Origin of the sequence: Paenibacillus sp. OAS669 (genome assembly GCF_014873645.1) — a bacterium.
Classification (GTDB): domain Bacteria; phylum Bacillota; class Bacilli; order Paenibacillales; family NBRC-103111; genus Paenibacillus_S; species Paenibacillus_S vulneris.
Genome location: NZ_JADBDR010000002.1, coordinates 303222 through 328176 on the forward strand (window position 1 = coordinate 303222; position 24955 = coordinate 328176).

The 24955-nt window shown below is 47.6% G+C and carries 16 protein-coding genes; all 16 read left to right on the plus strand.

What is annotated here, in order from left to right:
* Nucleotides 1–3: 3 nt before the first annotated feature.
* The 16 genes from GGC63_RS06720 (at nt 4) to GGC63_RS06795 (ending at nt 24953) form a co-directional block, all read left to right on the plus strand.
* Entirely contained in the window at nt 4–960 is a 957-nt protein-coding gene (locus tag GGC63_RS06720) for a carbohydrate ABC transporter permease (protein ID WP_412973852.1), read from the plus strand.
* A 34-nt stretch (nt 961–994) separates the two neighbouring features.
* Complete coding sequence (locus GGC63_RS06725) at nt 995–1723, plus strand: hypothetical protein (protein WP_192701631.1); 729 nt, start codon at nt 995–997, stop codon at nt 1721–1723.
* A 78-nt stretch (nt 1724–1801) separates the two neighbouring features.
* Nucleotides 1802–2506: a hypothetical protein gene (locus GGC63_RS06730; protein ID WP_192701632.1), complete on the plus strand. Its 705-nt coding sequence runs from the start codon at nt 1802–1804 to the stop codon at nt 2504–2506.
* Between the two features lie 22 nt (nt 2507–2528).
* Nucleotides 2529–3221, plus strand: coding sequence for a hypothetical protein (locus tag GGC63_RS06735; protein ID WP_192701633.1), 693 nt, complete (start codon nt 2529–2531; stop codon nt 3219–3221).
* A 396-nt stretch (nt 3222–3617) separates the two neighbouring features.
* Nucleotides 3618–4931, plus strand: a complete 1314-nt coding sequence (locus GGC63_RS06740; protein ID WP_192701634.1) for an ABC transporter substrate-binding protein — start codon at nt 3618–3620, stop codon at nt 4929–4931.
* A 119-nt stretch (nt 4932–5050) separates the two neighbouring features.
* Nucleotides 5051–6076, plus strand: a complete 1026-nt coding sequence (locus GGC63_RS06745) for a hypothetical protein (RefSeq protein WP_192701635.1) — start codon at nt 5051–5053, stop codon at nt 6074–6076.
* A gap of 32 nt (nt 6077–6108) precedes the next feature.
* Nucleotides 6109–7437: an ABC transporter substrate-binding protein gene (locus GGC63_RS06750; protein ID WP_192701636.1), complete on the plus strand. Its 1329-nt coding sequence runs from the start codon at nt 6109–6111 to the stop codon at nt 7435–7437.
* Nucleotides 7438–7519: 82 nt separating this feature from the next.
* Complete coding sequence (locus GGC63_RS06755; protein ID WP_192701637.1) at nt 7520–8854, plus strand: ABC transporter substrate-binding protein; 1335 nt, start codon at nt 7520–7522, stop codon at nt 8852–8854.
* Between the two features lie 122 nt (nt 8855–8976).
* The gene (locus tag GGC63_RS06760) at nt 8977–10344 is read left to right on the plus strand and encodes an S-layer homology domain-containing protein (RefSeq protein ID WP_225948003.1); all 1368 of its coding nucleotides are present in this window, start codon (nt 8977–8979) and stop codon (nt 10342–10344) included.
* A 264-nt stretch (nt 10345–10608) separates the two neighbouring features.
* The gene (locus GGC63_RS06765; protein WP_192701638.1) at nt 10609–12006 is read left to right on the plus strand and encodes an S-layer homology domain-containing protein; all 1398 of its coding nucleotides are present in this window, start codon (nt 10609–10611) and stop codon (nt 12004–12006) included.
* 198 nt (nt 12007–12204) lie between these two features.
* On the plus strand, nt 12205–13242 hold the full coding sequence (locus GGC63_RS06770) for an efflux RND transporter periplasmic adaptor subunit (RefSeq protein ID WP_192701639.1): 1038 nt from the start codon (nt 12205–12207) through the stop codon (nt 13240–13242).
* Between the two features lie 12 nt (nt 13243–13254).
* On the plus strand, nt 13255–16155 hold the full coding sequence (locus GGC63_RS06775; RefSeq protein ID WP_192701640.1) for an ABC transporter permease: 2901 nt from the start codon (nt 13255–13257) through the stop codon (nt 16153–16155).
* A gap of 37 nt (nt 16156–16192) precedes the next feature.
* Nucleotides 16193–17926, plus strand: a complete 1734-nt coding sequence (locus GGC63_RS06780; RefSeq protein WP_192701641.1) for a hypothetical protein — start codon at nt 16193–16195, stop codon at nt 17924–17926.
* 276 nt (nt 17927–18202) lie between these two features.
* Nucleotides 18203–21490: a hypothetical protein gene (locus GGC63_RS06785; protein WP_192701642.1), complete on the plus strand. Its 3288-nt coding sequence runs from the start codon at nt 18203–18205 to the stop codon at nt 21488–21490.
* 141 nt (nt 21491–21631) lie between these two features.
* On the plus strand, nt 21632–22942 hold the full coding sequence (locus GGC63_RS06790) for a Gfo/Idh/MocA family protein (protein WP_192701643.1): 1311 nt from the start codon (nt 21632–21634) through the stop codon (nt 22940–22942).
* 19 nt (nt 22943–22961) lie between these two features.
* On the plus strand, nt 22962–24953 hold the full coding sequence (locus GGC63_RS06795; RefSeq protein WP_192701644.1) for an alpha/beta hydrolase family protein: 1992 nt from the start codon (nt 22962–22964) through the stop codon (nt 24951–24953).
* Nucleotides 24954–24955 lie beyond the last annotated feature (2 nt).

The window sequence follows — 24955 nt, forward strand, 5'->3', positions numbered from 1 at the left end:
CTTGTGATCGGTCTAAAAACGAAGAAAGGCCAGGAGCTGGCGCTGCTTACCCGCTTATCCGATATCCGGTACAGGATCGTCGGCAGGGAAGCGGATAAAGGTCTGCTGTTCCGGGTGTTCATTTACTTGATCCTGCTGGATACGGCGTACATCTATTTGAAGCCTGTTCTGCACATGGTCACTACGATGGTCAAAAATGCAGATGACCTGCTGGATCCGGCGGTCAATTGGTTCCCGAGAATCGTGTATCTCGGGAATCTGCAGGATGCGTGGGACTGGCTGAAGTATCCGAAGGCGCTTGGCATCAGCTTGATGCTTGCGCTTTCCGTAGCTGTATTTCAAACGATGTCGTGCGCTGTTACCGGCTATGCTTTTGCCAGATTGAAGGTGCCCTTCAAGAACGTGATGTTCTTTTTCCTGCTGCTGACCTTTGTTGTCCCGATGCAGGTAACCATTTTGCCAAATATCATCTATGCCCGGGAGCTGGGCTTGCTAAATACGATTTATCCCATCATCGTACCGGCATTTTTCGGTCTGGGCTTAAAGGGAGCTTTGTTTGTCATCATTTACCGCCAATTTTTCTCCACCCAGCCCAAGGAGCTGGAGGAAGCGGCACGGATCGACGGAGCCAGCGTATACAAAATTTTTTACAAGGTAATGATGCCTCTTGCCAAGCCTGCGATTTTGGTAGTGTTCCTGTTTTCCTTCATTTGGACATGGAACGACTTTTACCTTCCGAGCATGTATTTGGCGGATATTGAGACCGCTCCGCTGTCCATGGGCATATCCCGAATTGCCTCGGCACTAAAACAGCAGGCGGAGGTATATGGGCCTTCCGTCACCGATGAAGCCATACGAATGGCGACGACCTTCCTGATGATCATCCCTCCGATGATCTTATATACCTTCACCCAGCGATGGTTTATTGAGGGCGTAGAAAGAACCGGTTTGGTGGAATAGGTTCAATTTTTGAATGAAATGGAGGTTTCATAAGATGAAACGGTTACTTGCAATGCTGGTTGCACTGATGATGGCTGCTTCCCTGATGGCCTGCTCTGCACAGGGGGGAGGCGGAAGCTCACAGGTTAGCGCCAATGCGTCGGCTAATGCCAAGAAGGTGCTACTCATCCGGAAAAAAGAAGGAGGAGGCGATCCGTTCCTTATCAACCACTTGAAAAAACTGGGCTATCAGGTCATGGACATCGTGGACGCTGACTTTACGTTGGAGAAGGCCAAGGATTACGGAGTCATATATGTGAGTGAATCCGTTAATTCCTCCAAAATCGACTCGAAGCTGAAGAGCTCGACAATTCCTATCGTGGTTGCCAAAAACCAGGTTGCGAGTGAAGCAGGCTTGGTCGGGGTGCAGAAATTCGGTCAAGAAGAGAAAGTCAGGACGATTCATATTCTAAATGAGAAGCATCCTTTGGCAGCCGGTTTGAAGGATACTGTCGCCATTTATAAGGAAGATGGAAAAATCTCTTACGGGCTGCATCCGGGCAAGGATGCCGTAACCATCGCTGAGTATCCAGCCAGCGGCGATAATAAGAAGATCATGATTTTTGGATACGAAAAAGGCTCCAAGAACATCAATAACGAGGTTGTTCCTGCAAGACAAGTGTATTTCTCCATGCCTACCGGAGAGGAAGAGAAGCTGACGGATAACGGCTGGAAGCTGTTTGATGCGGCCATCGAATGGGCTGCTGCCAACGGAGCGAAATAGTGGGGCAACTCCACGCGGTCCTGATGGATAGGCTTCTCGATCGGTTTTCATCAATCCCAATTTTGAGGAGGTCCTTGGATGAAGCGTTTATTTGGAATGATCACAGCTATGGCTATGGTAATTACCTTAATGGCTTGCAATGCCTCACCTGCCGGTACTACTGGAAAAAATGCGGGTAACAAAGTGCTGTTCGTCGGAAAAGACAGTGGCGGAGACGCCATCACCATTAAGCGCTTGAAGGAAGTGCATGGGCTTGAGGTTACAGTTGTCATCGATAAGGAGCTTACGGTCGATCATACCAAAGATCAATCGTTGATTTATGTCAGCGAGTCCGTCAATTCCAACAAAATACAGGATAAATTCGTCAATGTTCCCGTGCCGGTGATTTATGCCGAGCCTCAATCCACCAGCGATACAGGGATGACCGAAACGGAAGGATACGGTGCCCTTACGGGAGCGAATGCGGCCAAGACGATACAGATCAAGGATAGCAAGCATGAGCTGGCTGCAGGCCTGCAGGGTACGGTGGATGTATATCAGGACAATGGGAAAATGGGCTACGCCGTTCCCGGCAAAGAAGCTATCGTCGTAGCTACGGTGCCTAATGAGGATCAGAAGTCTACCATTTTCGCCTATGAAAAGGGTGCCAAAAATGCCAAAGGCAATCCGGTCGCAGCGCGCGAAGTGTACTTCTACATGTTCAACGGAGAAGAGATCAACCAGACAGAAGCAGGGTGGAAGCTGTTTGACGCATCAGTCAAATGGGCGTTAGGGAAAAAGTAGCCCCTGATGGGAGGATTGCAGGATGAAACGCATTGCAGGCATGATATCCGTTATTTTAATTTTCATGATTGTAACGGCTTGTTCCGCTTCTTCGCCAACGCAGGCTCCAGCCTCCAAGAAAGCACTGTTCGTCGGTAAGGAAGGCGGAGGAGATGCTATCGTTGTCAAGCACTTGAAAGAGCTTGGATATGAGGTATTCGTAACGGCGGACAAAGAGCTGACGGCAGAGCAAGCGCTGAACTATTCTTTAGTCTTTGTTAGCTCCACGGTAAATTCCAACAAGGTAGGCGATAAGCTGAAGAACTCTCCGGTACCTGTCATCTATGCCGAAGCTCAAAATATGGGCGATATCGATTTGTCGGGTAAGGAGTCGGATGTGGATCAAGGTGATTTTGCAGGCAAAGCGGTAACGATCAAGAAGGCAGACCATCCGATGGCAGCGGGCTTGCAGGGGACTGTGAACGTGTATCAATCGGAAGGCAAGATCGGTTTCGTCGTTCCGGCAAAGGACGGCATTGTTATTGCTTCTGCGTCAGATGATGAGAGAAGGGCAGTCGTCTGTGCTTTCGAGAAGGGCTCGAAAACGCTTAAGAACGAAACGGTTCCTGCAAGACAAGTTTACTTTTACCTGGTCGGCGGGGAAGAAATTAATCAAACCGAGGACGGATGGAAGCTTTTCGATGCCGCCGTCCAATGGGCTGCGGGAAGCAAATAGGGAAGCAGGCCTCTCCTTAACGGGAAGAGGCTTTTTCCATTCACCATGCGAAGCCGATTGATGCATTATCCAGTTCTACATGAAGGAATGGCCGAACCTCGTTTCAGGAAAAGATGCAACAAACAACCTATAAAAACGAAATCTCCCCCAATGAATGAAATCCGGTTTCGTAATAAAGTAAAAGTACATCCTGTAAGTCATTTTTTGACGGCGGCCGTTCATCCATAATTTTCAAAGCGTTTTCATATTGACGGTATCTTTGCAGGGGGAACGTACTTCAACGGCCAGACATCAACAAAGGGAGGTCGATCCTATTATTTTACAAACTGCTTTAGCGAGAAGAGGTAGTCCTGAAACGATATAACGGGCCAATTTAAAAGGAGGTTTAACCGAGGAATGAACAAGATTCTGAAATCTTCACTCGTCATAGCTTCAGCTGTTTCCATGCTAGCCGGCTGTACCAGCTCACCCGCTAATCCGGTAGAACCGGAGGCATCGAAAAATACGCCGAAATCGCCGGATAATGAGATTTTCATCTATACGGTCTATCCCGCTTTTTATGCCAAAGAGGAAGTGTTCGATAAGCAAATCGGCCAACACTTAAAGAAGAAGTTTCCGGATATCACGATCAAGCACGTGCACTGGGATAAAGGAAGAGAATACAAGGATTTAATCGCTGCAGGTACGATTCCCGATATTATCATCGACAATGCCCGGATGAACCTGCAAAGATACATTCTTAAAAATGACCTTCAATACGATATGACCGAGCTGATCAAAAAGTACAATTTCGATACGAGCAAGCTGAATCCCGCTGCGATGGCACAGATGAAGAATGTGACTCCGGAAGGGAAGATATACGGTCTGCCGTTCCAATTGAGCGATTTGGTGCTGTTTTATAACAAAGATATCTTCGATAAGTTCGGCGTCGATTATCCTAAAGACGGGATGACGTACGATGAAGTCTACGAGCTGGCCAAGAAGCTGACGCGGGTCGAAGGCGAAAATACATACAAGGGCTACCAGCAGCATCCGGGGTTGTACATGACCTATAATCAGCGGTCTGCTTCACCTCTCAGCTTGACGGAGGATAAGGCGGAGCTGAATACGCCGGAGTGGAAGATCCTGGTTGACAACTTGAGACGGTTCTATGAAATTCCGGCCAACCAATTTACTTCCGTAGACGATTTCCCTAAAGGGAAGATGGCGATGAGTGTCCATGTATCGGAAAAAATCATTCAGTGGTATGAGCAAAACAAAAACTTGAATTTCGATATCGCTTCGATGCCGTCCTTCAGCGATTTGCCGAATACGAAAGCGCAACCAAATATGTATTCCGCTTATATCACGAAGCAGTCGACGAAGAAGGATATGGCCTTCCAGGTAATCTCCTACCTGCTCTCGGAAGAAATGCAGACCGAGCTATCCAAAGAAGGCATCATTGGTCCGTTGGAGAGCAAAGCTGTACAGGAAGCGTTCGGTAAAAACCTGCCGCAGATGCAGGGGAAACATACGCAAGCGATCTTTGCGAGCAAAAATGCTATGCCGCCTGCGGCCCGCGCTAACGGCTTGACTTATATCGACGTTCCTGCACACATCGTCTTCCAGCCTCTGATCTTCGGTGAATCGAAGGACTCCGTTACTGCGCTTCGGATGGTTGAGGAACAGACGACCAAGGGAATTCAGACGGAGAAGGCAGCGAACAAATAACATAGCTTCAATAGGAAACTTGAATAAACAAACCTCCAGAAGATCGATGATAGTGAGGCTGGAGGTTTTTGTTTGTCCCAAAGGAAGGCGAGCCACAATTAAAAGGGGGAATCTATTCAATGAAGCGTATTTTTAGCTTGCTCATTATTGCTTTAATGGCGATATCCATCATAGCATGCGGATCTTCTCAAAATAATGCGTCCGACAATCCGTTGAAGGGGGTTGTTACCCCGTCGCCTCAATCTACGCCGACGGATGCTCCAGCGACTCCGAAGCCGGCGGAAACCAAAGCGCCTGAAGCGCCGCCTAAACCGGATGAAAAGGCGCCTGCGGAAACACCGAAGCCGGAAGAAACGAAAGCCCCGGCAGAAACACCAACGCCTGCACCGGCAGCTACCAAAGCGCCTGAGGAAAAGCCTAATGTCGAAGAAGCAAAGGCGGAGGCCCCTAAGCCGGCGGAAACAGCAGCGCCTGCGCCGAGCAAAGCGCCTGAGGCGACTCCTGCGCCGGAAAAACCGGAAGTATCCGCAAGCGGCAAAAAGGTGCTAATGGTAGGCCGGGAAAACGCCCAGGAGGATCAACTGGTTGCTGACAGATTGAAAGCGCTTGGATTTAAGGTTACCAATATGGCGGACCGGGATTTCACGGTTGGTGAAACAAAAGGCTATGATTTGCTGTATTTCAGCCAAACCACGAATTCCAAAATATTGAAGGAAGGCGTTATGAAGGAGGTAGCGATTCCAACTGTCTATGTCAAAAATCATGGCATGTACTATCTAGGCTTATCGTCTATTGAAGAGAACGCCAATGTGTTTAATGTCAAATCGATCGACATCGTGGACGGCAAACATAAAGTAGCTGGCGGGTTATCGGGTACTGTGGATATTTATAAGGAAACGAACTCCAAAATCGGGATCGGCTATGGTCTTCCAGGCAAGGAGGCCAAAGTGATAGCAACCGCTCCTGGAGATAAAGACAAAGCGGCCATTTATTATTACGATAAAGGCTCGAAAGCCGATAATGGTTATGAAGTAAAGGCGCGTACCTCATTCTTCTTCTTGAATAACGGCTTGCATGAAAATACAACCGATAATGGCTGGAAGCTGCTGGATAACTTGGCTTTATGGACGCTGCAAAACGGTTAGAACGGAATGAAACCAGGGAGGACTTAAAAACCATGAAGAAATCCGTATCGAGAACCATCTTGTTTACTTCGTCACTAGCGCTTTTGGCAGGCTGTACATCCTCACCTGTAGTGGAAGATAATCCGACTACGCCCAAGTCTTCACCCAACGAACTGTTTATCTACACGGTTTACCCAGCGTATTTTGCAAAGGAAGAGAACTTCGATAAGCAGATCGGGCAATTTCTTAAGAAAAAGTTTCCCGATATTACGATCAAGCATGTTCATTGGGATAAGGGCCGTGAGTATAAGGATCTGATTGCTGCCGGAACCATTCCGGACATCATTCTGGATAACACCCGGATGAATGTACAGCGGTATATTTTTGATAACGATCTTCAGTACGATATCGGAGATTTGGTCAAAAAATACAACTTTGATACGAGCAAGCTAAATCCGGCTCATGTAGCCCAAATGAAGAACCTGACGCCGGAAGGAACACTGTACGGCCTGCCTTATAATAATAACGATTTCTTGCTGTTCTATAACAAAGACATCTTCGACAAGTTCGGTGTAGACTATCCGAAGGACGGCATGACCTACGATGAGATCTATGAGCTGGCGAAGAAGCTGACCCGAGTGGAGGGGGAGGTCACGTACAAGGGCTACTCACAAAATCCGGGACATTATATGAACTACAATCAGCTGTCCCTGTCACCGCTCAGCCTGAAGGAAGACAAAGCCAGCCTGAATACGCCGGAATGGAAAAAGATCGTAGACAATATGCGCCGGTTCTACGATATTCCAGCCAATCAGTTCGATACAGTCGAAGTGTTTGCATCGAAAGGAAATATTGCCATGGCTGTAGCCACGGTGGACCATCTGGTTTCGTTTTATGAGCAGAATAAGAACTTGAACTTCGACGTCGTTTCCGTGCCTTCCTTCAGCGAAGCGCCGAATACGAGATATCAGCCGAATTTATATTCGATGTACATCACGAAGCAATCGACGAAGAAGGATCTTGCGTTCCAGGCTATGGCTGCCATTCTGTCCGAGGAGCATCAGGTAGAATTGGCGAGGGAAGGCGTCGTCGTTCCAATGGAATCCAAGGCGGTACAGGAGGCTTTCGGTCAAAACCTGCCGCAAATGCGCGGAAAAAATACGAAGGCGATCTTTAACGGCAAAACGGCGATGCCGCCGGCTGCACGTGCGGCAGGGTTGCTATGGTACGACGTTCCGATGCAAAATGTTTTCGCGCCCCTTATTTTCAAAGAATCGAAGGACTCCGTTACGGCGCTCCGGATGATTGAGGAGCAGTCTACGAAAGCTATCGAGACCAACAAAGCTGCCAAGACCGAGCTCGAAAAGGCGGCAAAAAAATAATAACTAACTCTAAAAGCACCCTCATTGTTGATGAAATGATAGAGGGTGCTTTGCTTTTATAGCCGATAAGGAGGTACGTCCAATGAATAAAGCATGGAAACAAGCCGCGTTTGCCTTTGCTGCAATGACCATTTTGCTTGCAGGCTGTAAATCGGACGAAGCGGCAACCATTGGAAAGTCCGAAGCACCTGTTTCCCCGGAAAATGAATTGTTGATTTACACGGTTTGGCCTGCTTTTTATGTTAAAGAAGATATTTTTCAAAAGCAGATTGCTCAACCGCTCCAAAAGAAGTTCCCCGATCTGAAAATTAAGCATATTCATTGGGATAACCCGGGAAAGCAGTACAAGGACCTGATTGCAGCCGGGATCATTCCTGATATTATCATGGACGACTCTCAATTGAATCTGAATCGATACATTATCGATAATGATCTTCAGTATGACATGAGGGAGCTGATCAAGAAGTATAACTTCGATACGGAGAAGCTGAACAAACCGGCTATGGAGCGAATGAAGAACATTACCCAGGACGGGGCTATTTATGGACTTCCGTTCCAAATCGGCGATTTTATTCTGTTTTATAATAAAGATATCTTTGACAAATTCGGCGTAGATTACCCGAAGGACGGCATGACTTATGATGAGGCATATGAATTGGCCAAGAAGCTGACCCGCGTAGAAGGGGAAATTACGTATAAAGGATATTCGCAAAATCCCGGCCACTATATGAACAATAATCAGCTATCCTTGAATCCTTTGCATCCAACCGAAGACAAGGCGGTTTTGAATACGGATGGGTGGAAGAAGCTGGTTGACAATTTGCGTCGTTTCTATGAGATTCCGGCCAACCAATTCGATACAGTTGAAAATTTCTCCAAAGGCAACATTGCTATGGCCATTGCTTCTGTAGATCGAATTGTAAAATTCTACGAAGATAATAAAAACTTGAATTTCGATATCGCTGCGGTTCCATTTTTTAACGATTTGCCCGATACAAGATATCAGCCGAACGTTAACTCGCTGTACATTACGAAACAATCGACGAAGAAGGATCAGGCCTTCCAGGTCGTATCTTATCTGCTGAGCGAAGAAGCACAAATTGAGCTGTCCAAGGAAGGCGTTGTCGGATCATTGCAAACACAGGCAGTGAAAGAAGCGTTCGGTAAAAATTTACCGCAGCTGAAGGGCAAGCACACCGAATCCGTTTTTTACGGCAAATATGCGGATGCTACTCCACCTCGCGCACCAGGTTTAACTTACCACCTTGTTAATACGCAAGGCGTGTTCGCCCCATTGATTTTCCTGGAATCCAAGGATAGCGTTACAGCGCTGAGAATGACGGAGGAGAGGGAGACCAAGGCGATCTTAGCGGAGAAAGCGGCCAGGGAGGAGCTGAATAAGGCTGCCGGCAAATAATATCTGCTTGTCGGAAAAAATTACGAAAGGAGGTGGTGGATGGCATATCCGAGCTGTAGTTTGAAGTGCAAGGTAAATGATTTTCTAGGTGGATCAATACGAAAATGAGGATGGTGTCCGAATTGAGAAAAATAATCGCTTTAGTATTATGTTTTTTTCTTTTATCTTTCACCGTACTTCCATTTGCTTCAGCTATCGCTCGAGAGGGAGTCAAATCGGTAGAAGACTTCAAGGATTTGAAGACTCTCCCTCAAGAAACGAAAGCTAAATTCGATGAACTGATTCGTGGTGGCGTGTTTAGCGGCGTCTCGGAAGATACATTCGGTTTGGACTCCAAGATGGATCGAGCGCAATTTGCCAAAGTGGCTGCTATTATTTTTTCGTTGCCAACGAATAAAGCGCTTACAACTCCTTCCTTTACCGACTTGGGCACCGATCATTGGTCTTTCACGTATGTAGAAGCGTTGAAAAAGGCGGGGCTTACGAATGGTTATGATTCGGAGGGCAAAACGTATAATCCATCTGGAGAAGTATCCCGCCAAGAACTGGCTGCATTTCTTATCCGCGGTCTTAGCTTGGAAGAGCTTGCTCAAAAAACAGCGCCAGTTTCGGACAGCACCGTGGACGATTGGGCTAAGGGTTATGTAACGCTTGCTCTGGAAAAGAACATCATGGCGAAGCAGGACAATGGTACATTTGGAGGCAAGACACCGGCAACACGTAAAATGCTGGTCCTTGCAAGTTATGAGGCAACAAAAATATTGGCCGGCCCGACCCCTCCGCTGTCTCCATCTCCATCTCCATCACCACTGCCATCGCCTGCACCGAATAAAGGGGATTCAGGCAAAGTCTCTGCAAAAGGAAAAAGAGTTCTTATGACTAGCGATGTGAACACGAGTAATCCCGATTTTCGCAAGGACGATAATATGGTTGTAAACCGTCTGCAATCTCTTGGATTCGAAGTGACTCGTTTGGCCAGTACAAAAATTACTGCGGAAGCATTTGAAGGCTATGATCTCGCCTATATCGGCTGGTCGACAAATCCCAAATATGTAAAGAAGAAATTGAAATCGCTTCCTATTCCGATTATTTATAGCCATTCCCGTACCATGGGAGATGCTGATCTATCTTCTGTCTCGGAAAACGCGAATGCCGAGAAGCAAACGGAGATTTCGATTGTGAAGCCGGACCATCCGCTGGCTGCCGGCTTAACCGGAGATGTGCAGATCCACTATGAGCCTTATAGACTTACATACGGGGTTCCGAGCAAGGATGCGATTGTAGTCGCGACTGTGAAAGGCGAACCCAACAAAGCAACCATCTTTGCCTATGAGAAGGGCTCCAAAAATATACTAGGGGAAACAGTACCGGCACGATCTGCTTTTTTCTTTACCAACTTGGGTACGCAAATGAATGAAAATGCCACCGATGAATTTTGGAAGCTCTTCGATGCGGAAGTGCTTTGGGCCATTCAAACTCCGGAATCTTAAGTTCACTGAAACTCCAGCCTCGAGCTGGGGTTTTTATTTTGCTAACTTCATCGTTTAAATGAGATGAACTAGGAACAATAAACCTATAAGGATGCGATTATGTCCCTATAAACGATTTCTCATTTCGTATTATTTTAAAAGGGTAACAGGAATTATACCCATTTGCTGCCGTGGAGGTGTTCGGCCTAATCTAAAAATCGGTTCTTTATCAAAGCTCTGCTTGATTTATTGTGAAATTAACTAAAAGTCAGGAAGGTGCCTCAAATGAAGAAAATTATCTCTTCGCTTTTATGTTGTTTCCTGTTAGTATTCATGATTCTTCCTTTTGCTTCCGCTGCAGACACTCCGGCCGCTAAGAGCGTGGAAGATTTCAACGACTTGAAGAATCTGCCTCAAGATCAGAAGAGCAAGTTTGACGAGCTGATCCGTGCAGGGGTGTTCAGCGGATTGACGGACAATACGTTCGGTCTGGATTCCAAGATGGATCGCGCACAGTTCGCCAAGGTAGCAGCCATTATTTTCTCACTGCCAATGGATAAAACGCTTACAACTCCATCCTTCACTGATGTAGGAACAGATCATTGGGCCTTTACTTATGTGGAAGCACTGAAAAAAGCCGGCCTTACTAATGGCTATGATTCGACCGGTACCACCTATAATCCGTCCGGGGAAGTATCCCGTCAGGAGCTTGCAACATTCCTTATTCGTGGACTCGGGTTAGATGACGCTGCGAAGAAAGCGACTCCTGTATCGGATAACTCGGTAGACGATTGGGCAAAAGGCTATGTAGCCCTTGCGCTTGAAAAGAATCTTATGACGAAGCAGGACGACGGCACCTTTGGAGGAAAAGCGTCCGCTACGCGTAAGATGCTTGTGCTTGCAAGCTATGAGTCCAAGAAGCTGTTTGAAGGAAAAGGCACCACCACAACAACGCCAGCTCCAACACCAACACCAGCACCTACGGCCACACCCGATCCGAAGAAAGAAACTCCGGCAACACCGCCGGCAACGAACACGGACACTCCGAAGGTTTCCGCTAAAGGAAAGAAAGCGATTGTTACAAGTGATATTCGGGCAGGGCAAACCGAGATGGCACCTGATGAGAAGCCTCTTGTCAGCCGTTTGCAATCTTTAGGCTTCGAGGTTACCCGTCTGTCAAGCGCCAAAATCGCACCGGAAGCATTTGAAGGCTATGATCTGGTAGTTATCGGTTCGTCGACCAACTCCAAATATGTCAAGAAAAAGCTAAAAGATTTGCCTATTCCTATTATTTACAACAAGCTTATTTCGTTCGGGGACGCTGATTTCTCCACCGTTTCCGAAAAAACGAATATCGAAAAACAATCGAAAATTACGATTACGAATTCCGATCATCCTTTGGCCGCCGGTTTAAAAGGAGATGTTCAAATTTATTATGAACCAGATGTTATCAGTTATTCCAAGCCAAGCGCTGATGCTATCGTTATTGCAACGGCTGCGGGTGATCCTTCCAAGCCGGTCATTGCCGCTTACGAGAAAGGATCGAAAAACATCCTGGGTGAGCCTGTAGCTGCCCGTACCGTATCGTTCGGCTCCAATTCCTCTTCCATGAAGGAAAATGCTACTAATGAATTGTGGAAGCTGTTCGATGCTCAAGTGCTCTGGGCCATTCAAACTCCATAAGATAGGACTTTAAAGACGAAACTCCAGCTTGCGGGCTGGAGTTTTTTGCTTCAACCGGCGGATGGAGCAAATAACCTATAAAAATGAAATGAATCCCCTAAAATGAGACAACGTTTTCATAGTAAGGTGGTGATAACAAAATTTCTAACGATTCCGCGCCGATTTTGCAGCCACGTGCGTCACTGGGGGAAGGTCAAAATGTCCAAGCGAATTGCTGATAAATTTATCATTGTGATTAGTATCTCAAGTATGCTCATGACCCTAACCGGATGTTCATTGCTGCCGGTTGAAGAAGAGGAGCTTGCCCCGCCGCTTGTCGAGCCTGTCAAAGAAACGTTAAGCCTCTTTGAGGCCAAACGAGCTGACATAGTAAAGCAAATCACCGGAGTAGCCACCTTTGCCTCGGATAAAACGGATTACCTGTATTACAAAACGTCCGCAGGGAAGCTGATCTCGATCAATGTCAAGCTGGGAGATCGGGTGAAGGCAGGGGATCTTATCGCATCTACGGAAACCGGAGAGCTGGAAACGAAGATACGAGTGCAGGAAATTGCGATTGAAAAGGCCAAGATAGCCCTCGTTCAGGAGGTAGCCGACAAAGGCTCGGATAACCCATCAGTACAGTTGAAAATGCTGGATATGGAGAGTGCCCAGATCCAGTTGAAGTCACTGCAAACCCAGCTGGAAAATTCCAAGCTGATAGCCAAGGCCGATGGCATCGTCACCTTCATCGATACCATTAAACCCGGTGAAGAGGTGGCCGCTTACAAGCAAATGGTTACGCTTTCGGACCCTACGCAGATGAAGCTGATTTACACGGCTGCAAGTCAGAACGATTTGGCTGGGGTGGAAATTAATATGGATGTCACGGTAAAGATGAAAGACAAGATTTATGCGGGAAAAGTCGTCCAGACACCGTTAACCGCAGCGCCAAGCGATAATAAAACGGTTCAGGAAAAAAACAATAAATCACTGGTTATTGATGTGAAAGGAGAATTGCCAGAAGAGGTCACGATAGGCTCCCAAGCTGATATCACCATCGTAACAGAGAAAAGGGAGCAGGTCATTGTGATTCCGAGAGCGGGGCTGCGCAGCTATATGGGACGTGACTATGTTCAGGTGCTGGAGGGAGAAAGCCGCAAGGAAGTCGATGTGGAGAAAGGTATCGTCGCTGCTACGGAAGTCGAAATACGCAAAGGCATCACTGAGGGACAGAAAATTATTTTAGCCAACTAGGAGGCTAAGAGCGTGTCAATAGTTATCATGATCCTGCGCAAGATGGTCAATAATAAATGGCTCGAGCTGAGCCTGCTGTTCGGCCTAATATTGTCCGTCGCGCTGGCAAGCAGCATGCCGATCTATACGAATGCGATACTGCAAAGATTGCTGCTTCAAGAGCTGCAGCAGATGCAGATGAGCAGCAGCCAGTACCCGGGGATCTATTGGCTGTCAGTCAATTTGCCTAGCGGTCAGGATAAAGAAAAGAACGGACATCTTGCGGATACCGATGACTTTTTGAGAAAAATAGGCACCCGGTTCGGCATTCCGGAGCAATACTTTGTCCGCGAAAGATCCACACAAAGATACAAAGTACTTCCCGCCGAGCCCGATAAAGTGGATACAAGCAGGCAGAGATCGGCCGATATTACGGCCATTGATGGAATGGAAGGGCATATGAGGCTTGTAGATGGACGTATGCCTGCCCAAGCTCCGGTAGACGGGATTTATGAAGCTCTTGTGGTGGAGGAAGCCTTAACGGAACTAGGAATGGTCCTGAACACAGTCTTTGTCATTCAGGACGAAGCAACGAAGGAAACCATCCGCATCAAGCCGGTAGGGGTATGGGACCGGAGCGATTATACGGACGTGTTCTGGTATAACATCCCGAGCAGCTACAAGAACAGCTTTTTGATTGACTATGCATTGTTTGAAAAAGACTTTACCCAAGGCGGCAAGCTACATGTCCAATCGGGCTATTGGTACTGGGCGCTGGATTATAAGGAAATGACGCTTCATACCGTCGATACGTTCATAGCTACTCATCTTTCCATTGACAAGCATATGGATGAGCATTATGAAACGCATAATTATAATGCACCGGCATTGAAAACACTAGGTACCTATTACGTGAAAGAAGCCAATCTGAAAACGATGCTTTGGTCGCTCAATGTACCTGTCGTTCTTATGCTTGGATTTTATTTATACATGGTAGCCAATTTAATTACGGACCGGCAGAAAACGGAAATTGCCGTATTAAGAAGCCGTGGCGCAAGCAGGCTGCAAATTATAGCAAGCTATATTTTGGAGAGCTTGATATTAGGCGCGGTAGCCTTCTGTATCGGACCTTATGTGGGAATGTATCTGACCAAGGTATTGGGCGCTTCCAGCGGATTTCTGGAGTTTGTTCAACGGGCCAAGCTGGATGTATCGCTGAGTCAGGATGCCTTCCTGTACGCTCTGATTGCAGTCGGAAGCTCATTAGTGATGACGCTGATTCCTGTTTTTCTGGCTACGAAAGCTACTATTGTCGGGCACAAGCAGCAATCTGCGCGTCAGGAGAAAAGCTCCTTCTGGCATATTTATTTCATTGATTTGATCTTAATCGGAATTTCCCTGTATGGGCTGTATACGTACAAAACACGAATTAAGGACTTGCTGTCGCTCGGTTTAAAATCGGGGGATTTAAGAGTAGATCCGCTGCTGTTCTTTATTCCGGCCATTTTTATATTGGGAATGGGACTCCTGGTGCTGCGTTTGTATCCCTGGTTCATGAAGCTGATTTACTGGATGGGCAGACGCTGGTGGCCTCCGTCATTATACTTCACCTTGATTCAGGTCAGCCGGTCAACGCTACAATATCAATTTATTATGGTATTTCTGATCATAACGATCGCCACAGGATTGTTTAGCGCCAGCGCTACAAGAACTATCAACAAAAACACTACCGATAAAATCCGGTATTCGGCCGGTGCCGATATAACAATGCAAATTCGATGGGAAAATGATGCCCCTCCAGCGATCCTGGTCGGATTGCAGGAGGATGAGGGGGGTGAGACCGAAGAAGCAGCGACCGAACCTTCGGCCCCGCACAGAACGCAGTATACGGAGCCTTCCTTTCTTCCATTTACGCAGCTTCCGGGTGTTGAGCATGCAGCCAAGGTCTTCAGAAAGAGGGATGCCGCGTTCACGCGAGGCAAGTCTCAGGATACGGTGCAGCTGATGGGAATCGAAACGAAGGAATTCGGTCAAACCGGCTGGATGCGCCCGGGGCTGCTCGACCATCACATCAATAGCTACTTAAATCTGATTGCTGCCAAGCCGTCGGCCGTCCTCATATCGAGATCGTTGGCGGAGGAATATGGCCTGAAATCAGGGGACACGATAACCGTCGGCTGGTCGGGGATTGAAGGAGTCCAGTTCACGGTATACGGGATCGTAGATTATTGGCCGTCGTGGAATCCGAATCCAGGTACGAATGAGACGATAACCGTTTCCAGCAAAACAGGAGCGACGAAGGTTAAAAGACCCATGCTCGTCATCGGGCATTTGTCCTATATTCAGAATAATCTTGCTTTGGAGCCCTATGAGGTGTGGCTGAAGCTGAAGCCGGATGCAAGCAGCCAGGCGGTCTATAAAGCGGTGACGGACCATGGCTATCAGATCGAAGCGCTTAGGGATGCGAAGCAGGAGCAAATTAAGGCGATCAAGGATCCGTTCCAGATGGCTATTAATGGGGTCATGACATTGGGCTTTTTAATTTCCATTGTCATATGCTTTTTCGGCTTCCTGCTGTACTGGGTATTATCGCTCCACGCCAGAACGCTTCAATTCGGAATCTTACGGGCTATGGGAATCTCCTTTTTTCAGCTGCTTGTCATCCTTATCGGTGAGCAGGTATTGATATCAGGAGCAGCTATTGTGATTGGAGTGACGACCGGCGGGATTACAAGCCAGCTGTTTGTACCGTTGTTCGAAATGTCCTTCGATCCGAAAACACAAGTACCGCCTTTCAAAGTGACATTTGATCCCAAGGATCAGGTTCGGCTTTATTGGGTTGTCACCGTGATGATTACAACGGGCTTGGCGATCCTGGCGCATATTGTCTCCCGAATCCGTATTCATCAAGCCGTCAAATTGGGTGAGGATTAACACAAATATATTTTACTAAGAAAAGGAGAATAGAAGAATGAGCACAAGTGAAATAAAGCAAATTCCCGATACCCTTATGCTGGAGGAGAGGGCAGGGCATGTCCTCGGGGCTATTCTTGGGATGGCGGACGAGGATCATGGGTACATTCCGTTTTTTGCGGCAAATTTGATGGAGCAGCCGGCATTTTTGACCCATGGTGATTGGGATTACGGTTCGAGCCATGGACGGTTGATCGATGCGCTCATCTTGGCCAGGCACATGACTGGGGATGAAAGAGGAAAGGATATCGAAGCGAAATACCGGGAAAACTTCTTGAGCTTCTTTAAGGAGGACGGACTCAGCTATCGGCTGAAAAATCCGAAGGCGCCTTGGGAGCCCACAGCCAACCTGATTGATCAGCGTGCCGTCATTCTCGCATTGACTTCGTGGTACATGTCCACGGGAGACAGCCAGATCAAGCAGGTCGCAGACAAGCATGTCGCCGCACTTAAAAGAATTGCCATCAAAGAAAGAGATGTGTGGTATTATCCAGCTTCGGAGTATACGGTTAACGGCTGGCCTTCCGCAAATGCGGTTCAATTAAGGCTTGCACCGGATCCTGCTGCATTCTGCGGAAGACTGATCATGCCGCTATTGAAATATTACGAATTGACAGGCAACAACGACGCTTTCGAGCTGTGCCAGTACTTTGCGGCATTAATCATTCGTCGCAGCGGTGTGTTCAACCCGGACGGAAGCTTTAATGATGCTCTAGCCTATCGCAGTGGACATTTCCATACCCGTATCGGCACGCTGGATGCATTGGCTCGCTATGCCTGGCATACCCGGGATGCCTCCATCACTCATTTTGTGAAAAAAAGCTACGATTGGGCTCTGACCTGGTGCACTGCTTTTGGATGGACGCCCGGTGATATCCACGATCAGGCTTTCGAACACGAAACCTGCTCGCTGGTCGATCTGATCTCGACAGGGATTATGCTGGCACAAAGCGGCTATGTCGAATACTGGGGAATCGTCGAGCGGTTCCTGCGCAATCACTTGACCGAATCGCAGCTGCTGAACCTGGACTGGGTGGTAGACTCCGATCATAAAGAGAATGATGACGTAGGCATGAAGTCTTACTGCAACGTAGCTAAGCGGGCAAAGGGAGCCTTCGCAGGCTACTCCGCACCGAACGATTTCTGCTGTGATGTCAACGGGGGAAGAGGACATACGAATGATTTGCAAACCTGCTGCATCGGTTCAGGCACCAGAGGACTGTTCATGGGCTGGAGTAATACTATTACAGAACGTAGTGGCACGGTAAGTGTGAACTTTCTGCTCAATCGCGGCTCCCGCTGGCTTGATGTAAGCAGTCATCTTCCGCACGAGGGCAGATTGGATCTGGACATTCATCAAAATATACCGAGACTGTTAATCCGTATCCCGGACTGGGCAGGATATGCCAAAGTGCTGATTCGGCGTGAGCAAGGAGATAGGGTGCTGACACAGACCGGCAGCGATCCAAGCATATGGATCAATCAGCGTTTTCTTAATTTAGGGGAAGCGCATGAGGGAGAGAGGATTACAGTTACCTTCCCGGTAAGTCAACGACAAACGGTTGAAAAAGCGGTAGGCGAGGAGTTCATTACGCAATGGCGGGGAGATGATGTGGTTCATCTTAGCCCAGAAGGCATTCATCATCCATTTTACAATCACCGTCAAATAAGGAGCCAGGCTCCTATGAGGGCAGGACAGTATCGCAGGCTGGAGAAGGAGTTTTACTGGTAATAAGGCAGTACAGGAAGAGACAGCCGTTTCAGCTATCGAAGGGCGGCTGTCTCCTTGCTAAAGGAGCTATCGGTTTTGTCAAGAAAACATATGCCTATAAATTAGCTGTAAATCCCCTATAACACGAATGCGTTTTCATACTATTTTATTTATAACAGAGATTAGCATTGATTCAGAGTTAAGGTCATTGGGGAGGGAGAGCCTGAAGCCAATATTCGAGCAGCACCGAGGGTTTAAAGTCAAGGTTTCCTAAATCCAAGTAAAGAAGGTGTATCAATGAACAGCAAATACATAGCCTGTGCAGTGTCGTTATTCCTTTTGTCGACATCCGTTCTACCGCTTGCTTATGCTGAAAATGAAGCTTCCGAGGTCACGTCGGATGAAATGAAAGCAGATGAAGTGAAGGCAGACGAAGCAAAAGCGGATGAGGCAAAAGCAGCTGAAGCAAAGGGAACTGAAGTAAAAGCAGTTGACGCGAAAGCAGACGAAGCGAAAGCAGCAAAAACATCCGATGATTACGAAGACCTAAAAATGATGCCCCAGGATTTGAAGGACAAATTTGATCTTTTTGTTAAAAGCGGCGTTCTTAAACCGGAATCTGAGAACACCTTTGGCTTTAATCTGCCGGTTACCCGGGATGATTTCGTTCAGGCTTCCAAAGTCATTTTCTCCGTCAGTGATAATGAAGCGCTTACAAATAAGTATTTAGAATCTTTTAGAGCTCTGGGGCTTATCAATGACGAAGGAATGGCTGTTGACCCGACTGTTCTCGTAACCCGACAGGATCTTGCCAAATTCTTGATTTACGGACTCGGTAAGGTCGATGAGGCAAGGAATGTTACACCGATCACGGACGATAGTGTCCGAGACGAGGATAAGGTGGAAAAAGCAGCGAGCCGATTTGTTACTATGGCGCTGCAGTTGAAGATTATGCAAAACCTTGATGATAATCGGTTTCATGGTACGGATCGGGTGGTTACCCGCAGAACACTTGCCGAAGCCGCATTTGAAACACGCAAGGTTCTCGAGGGTCAAACGGAAACAGCTAAGGTGACTATGACCGAAGCCAAAGCGGCAGGGGCAAGCAAAGTATCGGTGAGCTTTGAAACCGCGGTGGATGCGGCACATGCAGCCAAGGCCAAATTATCTGTCAAGAAAGATGGCAGCGCTCTCTCCGGTTTAACAGAATGGGCTGCAGATAAAAAAAGCGCGACGATTACATTGGATAACAAATTGACGAAAGGAAATTATTCTGTTGAATTGTCAGGATTGGATGAAGCGGTTATAGCCAAAAAGACCGTAGAATTTTCCGCGGAGGATGAAACGGTCAAGAAGCTTGAATTTACGAGCGCATCGGATCAATTGGCTCGTTCAAAGGTAATCGTTGGCTTTAAGCAGGTAAACCAGTACGGAGAGCAAACCACCTTGCCAGCTGCAGCTTTCGATATCCGAGTCAGTTCAGGAATCGGCATGCAACATATGCCGGGTCAACAAGCCTTTAGGCTGGACTTAAGCCAGGAAAAACGCGGTTCTTCCATCTTCGTTTCTATCTACGATAGACAGCATAATTTGACCTTGAACAATAATTTTATCGTCGGGGACCGTTTGCTCGTTTCCAAGATTGAAACAGGCAAGTTGGCTTTTAAAGATAATAAAGAGCTGCAGCCCGGTGGGAAAGTCTACCTATCTTTTAGAGCGTATGACCAATACGGGTGTCTCGTTGATGATGTTGAGGAGTTGGACAAAGGGATCGTTACCATTTTTGAAGGCGAAGCACTGTTTGAAAATGCAAAGAACAAGGTGTTCGTTGATTATGATAACGATAATTACCCGGAGCTGGAGCTCGTAGCTAGGGACGATTTCGATAAAGATAAGGGGACTACCCTGCATTTAATGGCGGTAGGATCCGGTCAGACTGTGAAGCAAGAAATCGCATTGTTCGCGCCCAAGCTGGCGTCCAGTCTCAAGATTGCGGATTTAACTTCGCAATTGGCAGTGGGGGATACCGATGTAGGAATCACTTTGGAAATAAGGGATGCGGAAGGATATAGCTTCAACCCGGATGAAATCGCAGCCTTGTACAAAGCTGGCCAGATTCAAGTTCGTAGTTCGGGAGTTCTTAAACTGGGTTCGCTTGCTGATGGGGAACCAATTGCCATTAGCGGGGCCAATAAAGGCAAGATAGTCGTGCAAGCTACGAATAATGGGTCAGCGTCAATTGAAGTGTACCTAAAAGATGCCAACCAGAAGGCGACGGCCGATTATACGGTGCAGACTGCACGAGTGGCTGAGAGGCTGGAAAAATCGGGATTCGAACCGGCGGAAACCATTACGGTGATCCAAGGTGTAACGGATCCAATTAGTACCATAAAGTACGCTATTAAAGACCAATACGATACAGAATTTAAGACTGCCCCCGATGAATATCAGGTACAATACAGGCTGGAAAAAGTCAGTGGAGCCGCAGGGGCATTTACCGCAAACTTCAATGGTAATGCGAAGCTTACGATGAACGACGCGAATCCTATTATAAGAGTAAAAGCAAGCCAAGCAAATAATAGTAGTATTAATCTGATAGCAGATGCAAAAAAATTGGGTATATATAAAGTGGTGGCAACACTGGTAAAAGCAAAGAAAGATCCCAAGGAGGCAGATCCGACCAAATGGCCGATCGAATCAGAGCTGCATACCCAATCGGCGGAGGCACAGAGCTACACGTATCAGGAGCTTGATAAGGATTTGACTTATTTCGTAAAATCGGATACGAGTTTGTTCGCTGTCGGGAAATATCTTGTAGATCATGCACTGTTAGAGAGCAAAAACAATAATAAAAAGGTTAAGGCTACCCAGGAGGATGGAGCATTTATTTTCAAAAACAAGCCGGAACTGGTGAATAAATCAATTGAGGTAGGGATTAAAGATAAACTGGGCAATGAAATTACTAAATTTCCAAAAGGAGCAGCCCCTGTGGTTACCAGTATCAAATTTGCCGATCCGAGCCTCTTTGCTGTCGATAAACCCAATCTTCCATCCAAGATCATCGGACTGAATCCGGGAAGCACGGATGCCATAGTCACAGTAAATACACCCATGGGTACAAAGCTTGTGAAAGCCAGTTTTAGTGCATTTGCATCGGAATTGAATTTCAAGGAATTAAAGATGGGAACGAGCGCTATTAAGGAAAATTCGGTTACTAACATTGCTCCCAAAAACATTGATGGCCGTTATATTTGGGATGATAAGCTAGTAAAACAGATTCAAGTAGTCGATACCACAAACAATACTTTTACGAACAAAGCGGATTTAGATGGCGGCACTCAAAGCAGCTCGCTTACTCCATTCATAGGAATATTCGGAGCATCCTTTGCTATTAAGGATATTACCTACAAACCAGGAACAAAAGAGGAGGATAAGGATACTTTCTATATGACTGATGACTACAAGCTCGTGTTTAAACCGAAAAGCGGAGTTTATGACGCTAAAAATGTGAATTTGCAGAGCTTTACCATCGTCGGAGATGGCCCAAATAATAAGCCAAAGAACTTCATTTTTGCAGTGAAGTAGTGTACCAAGCCTTTGTCGTGTATCGGCAGAGGCTTTTTTTTACGTTTCACAGCCAAATCACCCTATAATCAAGATCGGATTTACTAATTTATTGCATTCCCCCATTTTGTATACTTTAGAGAAGATGGGAGGTAGAACAACTTGGCAAAAAAAAGATATGTGATTTGCGGTGTCAGCACCAGAGCAAACGGGATGTTTATAAGCTCTATGCTGGACACATTCCAACCATATTGCGAGATTGTAGGGCTGCTCGACTCGGATCCGGCCCGGTTTGCCAACTGCTTCCGCAAGTTTCCAGCGCTTAGCGGAGTGTCTGTGTACGCTCCCGAGCAATTTGAGCGGATGGTAGAGGAAACCAGGCCGGACGTAGTGATTGTCGCCGGGGCGGACCATAGCCACGCCGATTATATAGTGAAGGGCTTGGAGCATCAGTTGGATGTGATTTCGGAAAAACCGATGGTGACTACCGGAGCCGACTGCAAGCGAGTGTTGGACGCTCAGAACAGCAGCAGGGGAAGGCTCTACGTTGCATTTAATTATCGTTATGCCCCGATTCACACCAGAATCAAGGAAATCATCCTGGAAGGGAAAATAGGAAGAATTACTTCTATTGATTTGAACTGGTATCTCGATACATACCATGGAGCAAGCTACTTCAAACGCTGGAACCGCAAAAGAATGCATTCCGGCGGGTTATCTATTCATAAAAGCACGCATCACATTGATCTCATTAATTGGTGGATCGATCAAAAGCCGGTCGAGGCCTTTGCCTACGGGGCCCTTAATTACTTTGGCCCGGAGGGTGAGCTTAATCCTTCGAAAGAAGACGGGCGTTACTGCGGTACCTGTCGCGTCAAGCAGAGCTGCAGCTACTTCATGCGCTGGTCGACGCGCAGCAAAGAAATTGTGCCTGACGACGACCATTTGACTCAGATCGATAAGAAACCGAGTGCTTATAACGGGTACCGGGCTGACGGCTGTATTTTTGATTCGGAAATTGATATTGAAGATACTTATGCGGCTGTCATCAAATACGATAAGGGCGCGATGCTGAGCTATTCGGTCAATTTTTCGCTGCCGTATGAAGGATACCGGTTAGCCATTAACGGCACCAAAGGGAGATTGGAAACGAAGGAAGTGATGTCCAAGAGAGCATCTTACCATGTGCCGGAGCAAACGATTGACTACTTCCCTCTTTTCGGAGGCAAGGAAACGATCCATGTGGTTCCCCGCTCGGGAGGTCATGGCGGAGGAGATCCGCTGCTTCTGGAAGATTTATTCCTGGGAGCCAATCCACTTCGTGCATATGATATCATGGCCGGTGCTGAAGCAGGGGCTTATTCGGTACTAACGGGCGAAGCGATCTGGAAGTCGGCCCAATCGGGGGTTCCCGTACGAATTGCCGATTTATTGGTATCGGAGGAACCGGAAGAGGCAGGGTGTTCAAAATGAGTCAGGAGGAAACTAAGACGTGTACGATAAATTCGAAAATGTAGGAATTGCCCACTTTGATGTAAAAAGCCAGCTGCCAAGATGGGTATATGAATCGGCCATGCGTGCGGCCAAAAAGGGAGAGGAAGCCCGCAGTGCCATTAAAAACAAGCAGATGCTCGAGGAACGCCAGCGCGAAATCCGTGAAGGCCTGGAGCAATGCCTGGGTGGCTTGCCTCCCTGCGATACTCCGCTTAACCCGCAAATTACAGGGACAGTGCGAGGGAATGGGTTTCGGGTAGAAAAGCTCATCTTCGAACCGAGACCACAAGCCTATGCAACGGCCAATGTCTACGTGCCAGAAGAGGCAGCCGATCCAAGAGGAGCTGTGCTGCTTCTATGCGGACACCGTGAGCAGGCCAAGCACTGTGACGAGTACCAAACGGTCTGCCACTATCTGGTTCATGCCGGATTAATCGTTATGGCATTGGACCCTGTAGGGCAAGGGGAAAGGTTCGGTTATTATGATACCGAGACCAAGCAAGCCCCGATGACCAGCGTTACCGAGCATGAGAACGTCGGCCGCCAATGCATGCCGCTCGGAGACAGCCTTGCACGGTATATGCTTCATGACGCGGTGCGCGCCATCGATTATTTGTGTACCAGACCGGATGTAGATCCGAAATGCATAGGGGTAACCGGTCATTCCGGAGGGGGGACTCAAACCTCTCTCCTGATGATGTACGACAGGCGGATAGCCGCAGCCGCACCGGGCGGGTTTATCATGAACCGGCCTTACTTCCTGCTGACCGGCAAGGCGCAGGATGCGGAGCAAAAATGGCCCGGCTTCTCGGCCTATGGCTTCGATCATGAGGATATTGTCCTGGCCATGGCTCCGAGACCTGTGCTTATTCTAGCTACAACCTATGATTCTGTGCCTATTGAAGGACCGCGTCATACTGTATCCGTCAACCGCCGGTTTTGGGAAATGCATGAGCGCAGCGATGATCTGATTCTATTTGAAGATGAGAATGTTCACAAGTTTACGATACCGCTGGCCAAGGCTGCTGCTGCTTTTTTCTCCAAGCATTTGCTCGGGTCCTCTGTGACGCCCTCCGAGGATCAGATCGAATTGATTCCGAATGAGCAGCTGTGGTGTACAAGAAGTGGTCAAATCATCGGAGAAATACTTCAGGCCAAGAGCGTATTTGACGAGAATGTGGATAGACTTTCCTATTTTGAAAGCATACGTGAATCCATTTCTGAGGCGGAGCGCAAAAAGAATGCTATGGCGTGGCTTAAAAGGACCGTATTTTATAACAGGCAGTCCTGCGACCTGAATCCTCGGCCTTCCGGGGGCGGGGAGATCAACAATCTGTGGGTGATGCGCACGATTTGGTGGAGCCAGCCGGGGCTTCTGAATCATGCACTTCAGTTTTATGATTCCAAGCTCCATGGACAAAAACTTCCCGTCACGATGGCTGTGTGGGATGGAGGCACGTCCCGCCTTGAGGAGCATGCCCGGTGGATAGAAGAAACTTGCGCATCCGGACGAATCGCCATGGTATTAAATCCGACGGGAATAGGGCCTCTTCTGCCGCATTTGAATTCGCCAACGGACAAACCGTTTAAGCGGTTCGGCATTATCGACAGGCATACGGACGAGATGATGTGGCTCGGTGACAGTATGGCTGCCGTACGTACTTACGATGTCCTGCGAGCCATTCAACTGCTGTTCGGCTTGAAGCATATTGATTCGCGTGATATTCGTCTTTACGGAAACGGCAGATATGCGATGTATGCCGGGTTAGCGGCTTTGCTGGACACCAGGGTAAAAAGCATCCGTCTGGACAACAGCATGAGCAGCATTGCGGATTGGATAAGGGAGCCATTTTATGATGAAACCGACTCCTTAAGCTTTATTATTCCCGGTATGCTTCGTCACATGGATCTTCCTGATGTGTACCAATGGCTCCAGGAGGACGGGCGGCTTGCGGATGCGGAGCTTTTCACAAACCATTCGGCAGGCTAAAC

Coding starts and splice junctions, on each gene's coding strand:
- GGC63_RS06725 (WP_192701631.1), top strand. CDS start 995: ATGAAACGGTTACTTGCAATGCTGGTTGCACTGATGATGGCTGCTTCC.
- GGC63_RS06730 (WP_192701632.1), top strand. CDS start 1,802: ATGAAGCGTTTATTTGGAATGATCACAGCTATGGCTATGGTAATTACC.
- GGC63_RS06735 (WP_192701633.1), top strand. CDS start 2,529: ATGAAACGCATTGCAGGCATGATATCCGTTATTTTAATTTTCATGATT.
- GGC63_RS06740 (WP_192701634.1), top strand. CDS start 3,618: ATGAACAAGATTCTGAAATCTTCACTCGTCATAGCTTCAGCTGTTTCC.
- GGC63_RS06745 (WP_192701635.1), top strand. CDS start 5,051: ATGAAGCGTATTTTTAGCTTGCTCATTATTGCTTTAATGGCGATATCC.
- GGC63_RS06750 (WP_192701636.1), top strand. CDS start 6,109: ATGAAGAAATCCGTATCGAGAACCATCTTGTTTACTTCGTCACTAGCG.
- GGC63_RS06755 (WP_192701637.1), top strand. CDS start 7,520: ATGAATAAAGCATGGAAACAAGCCGCGTTTGCCTTTGCTGCAATGACC.
- GGC63_RS06765 (WP_192701638.1), top strand. CDS start 10,609: ATGAAGAAAATTATCTCTTCGCTTTTATGTTGTTTCCTGTTAGTATTC.
- GGC63_RS06770 (WP_192701639.1), top strand. CDS start 12,205: ATGTCCAAGCGAATTGCTGATAAATTTATCATTGTGATTAGTATCTCA.
- GGC63_RS06780 (WP_192701641.1), top strand. CDS start 16,193: ATGAGCACAAGTGAAATAAAGCAAATTCCCGATACCCTTATGCTGGAG.
- GGC63_RS06785 (WP_192701642.1), top strand. CDS start 18,203: ATGAACAGCAAATACATAGCCTGTGCAGTGTCGTTATTCCTTTTGTCG.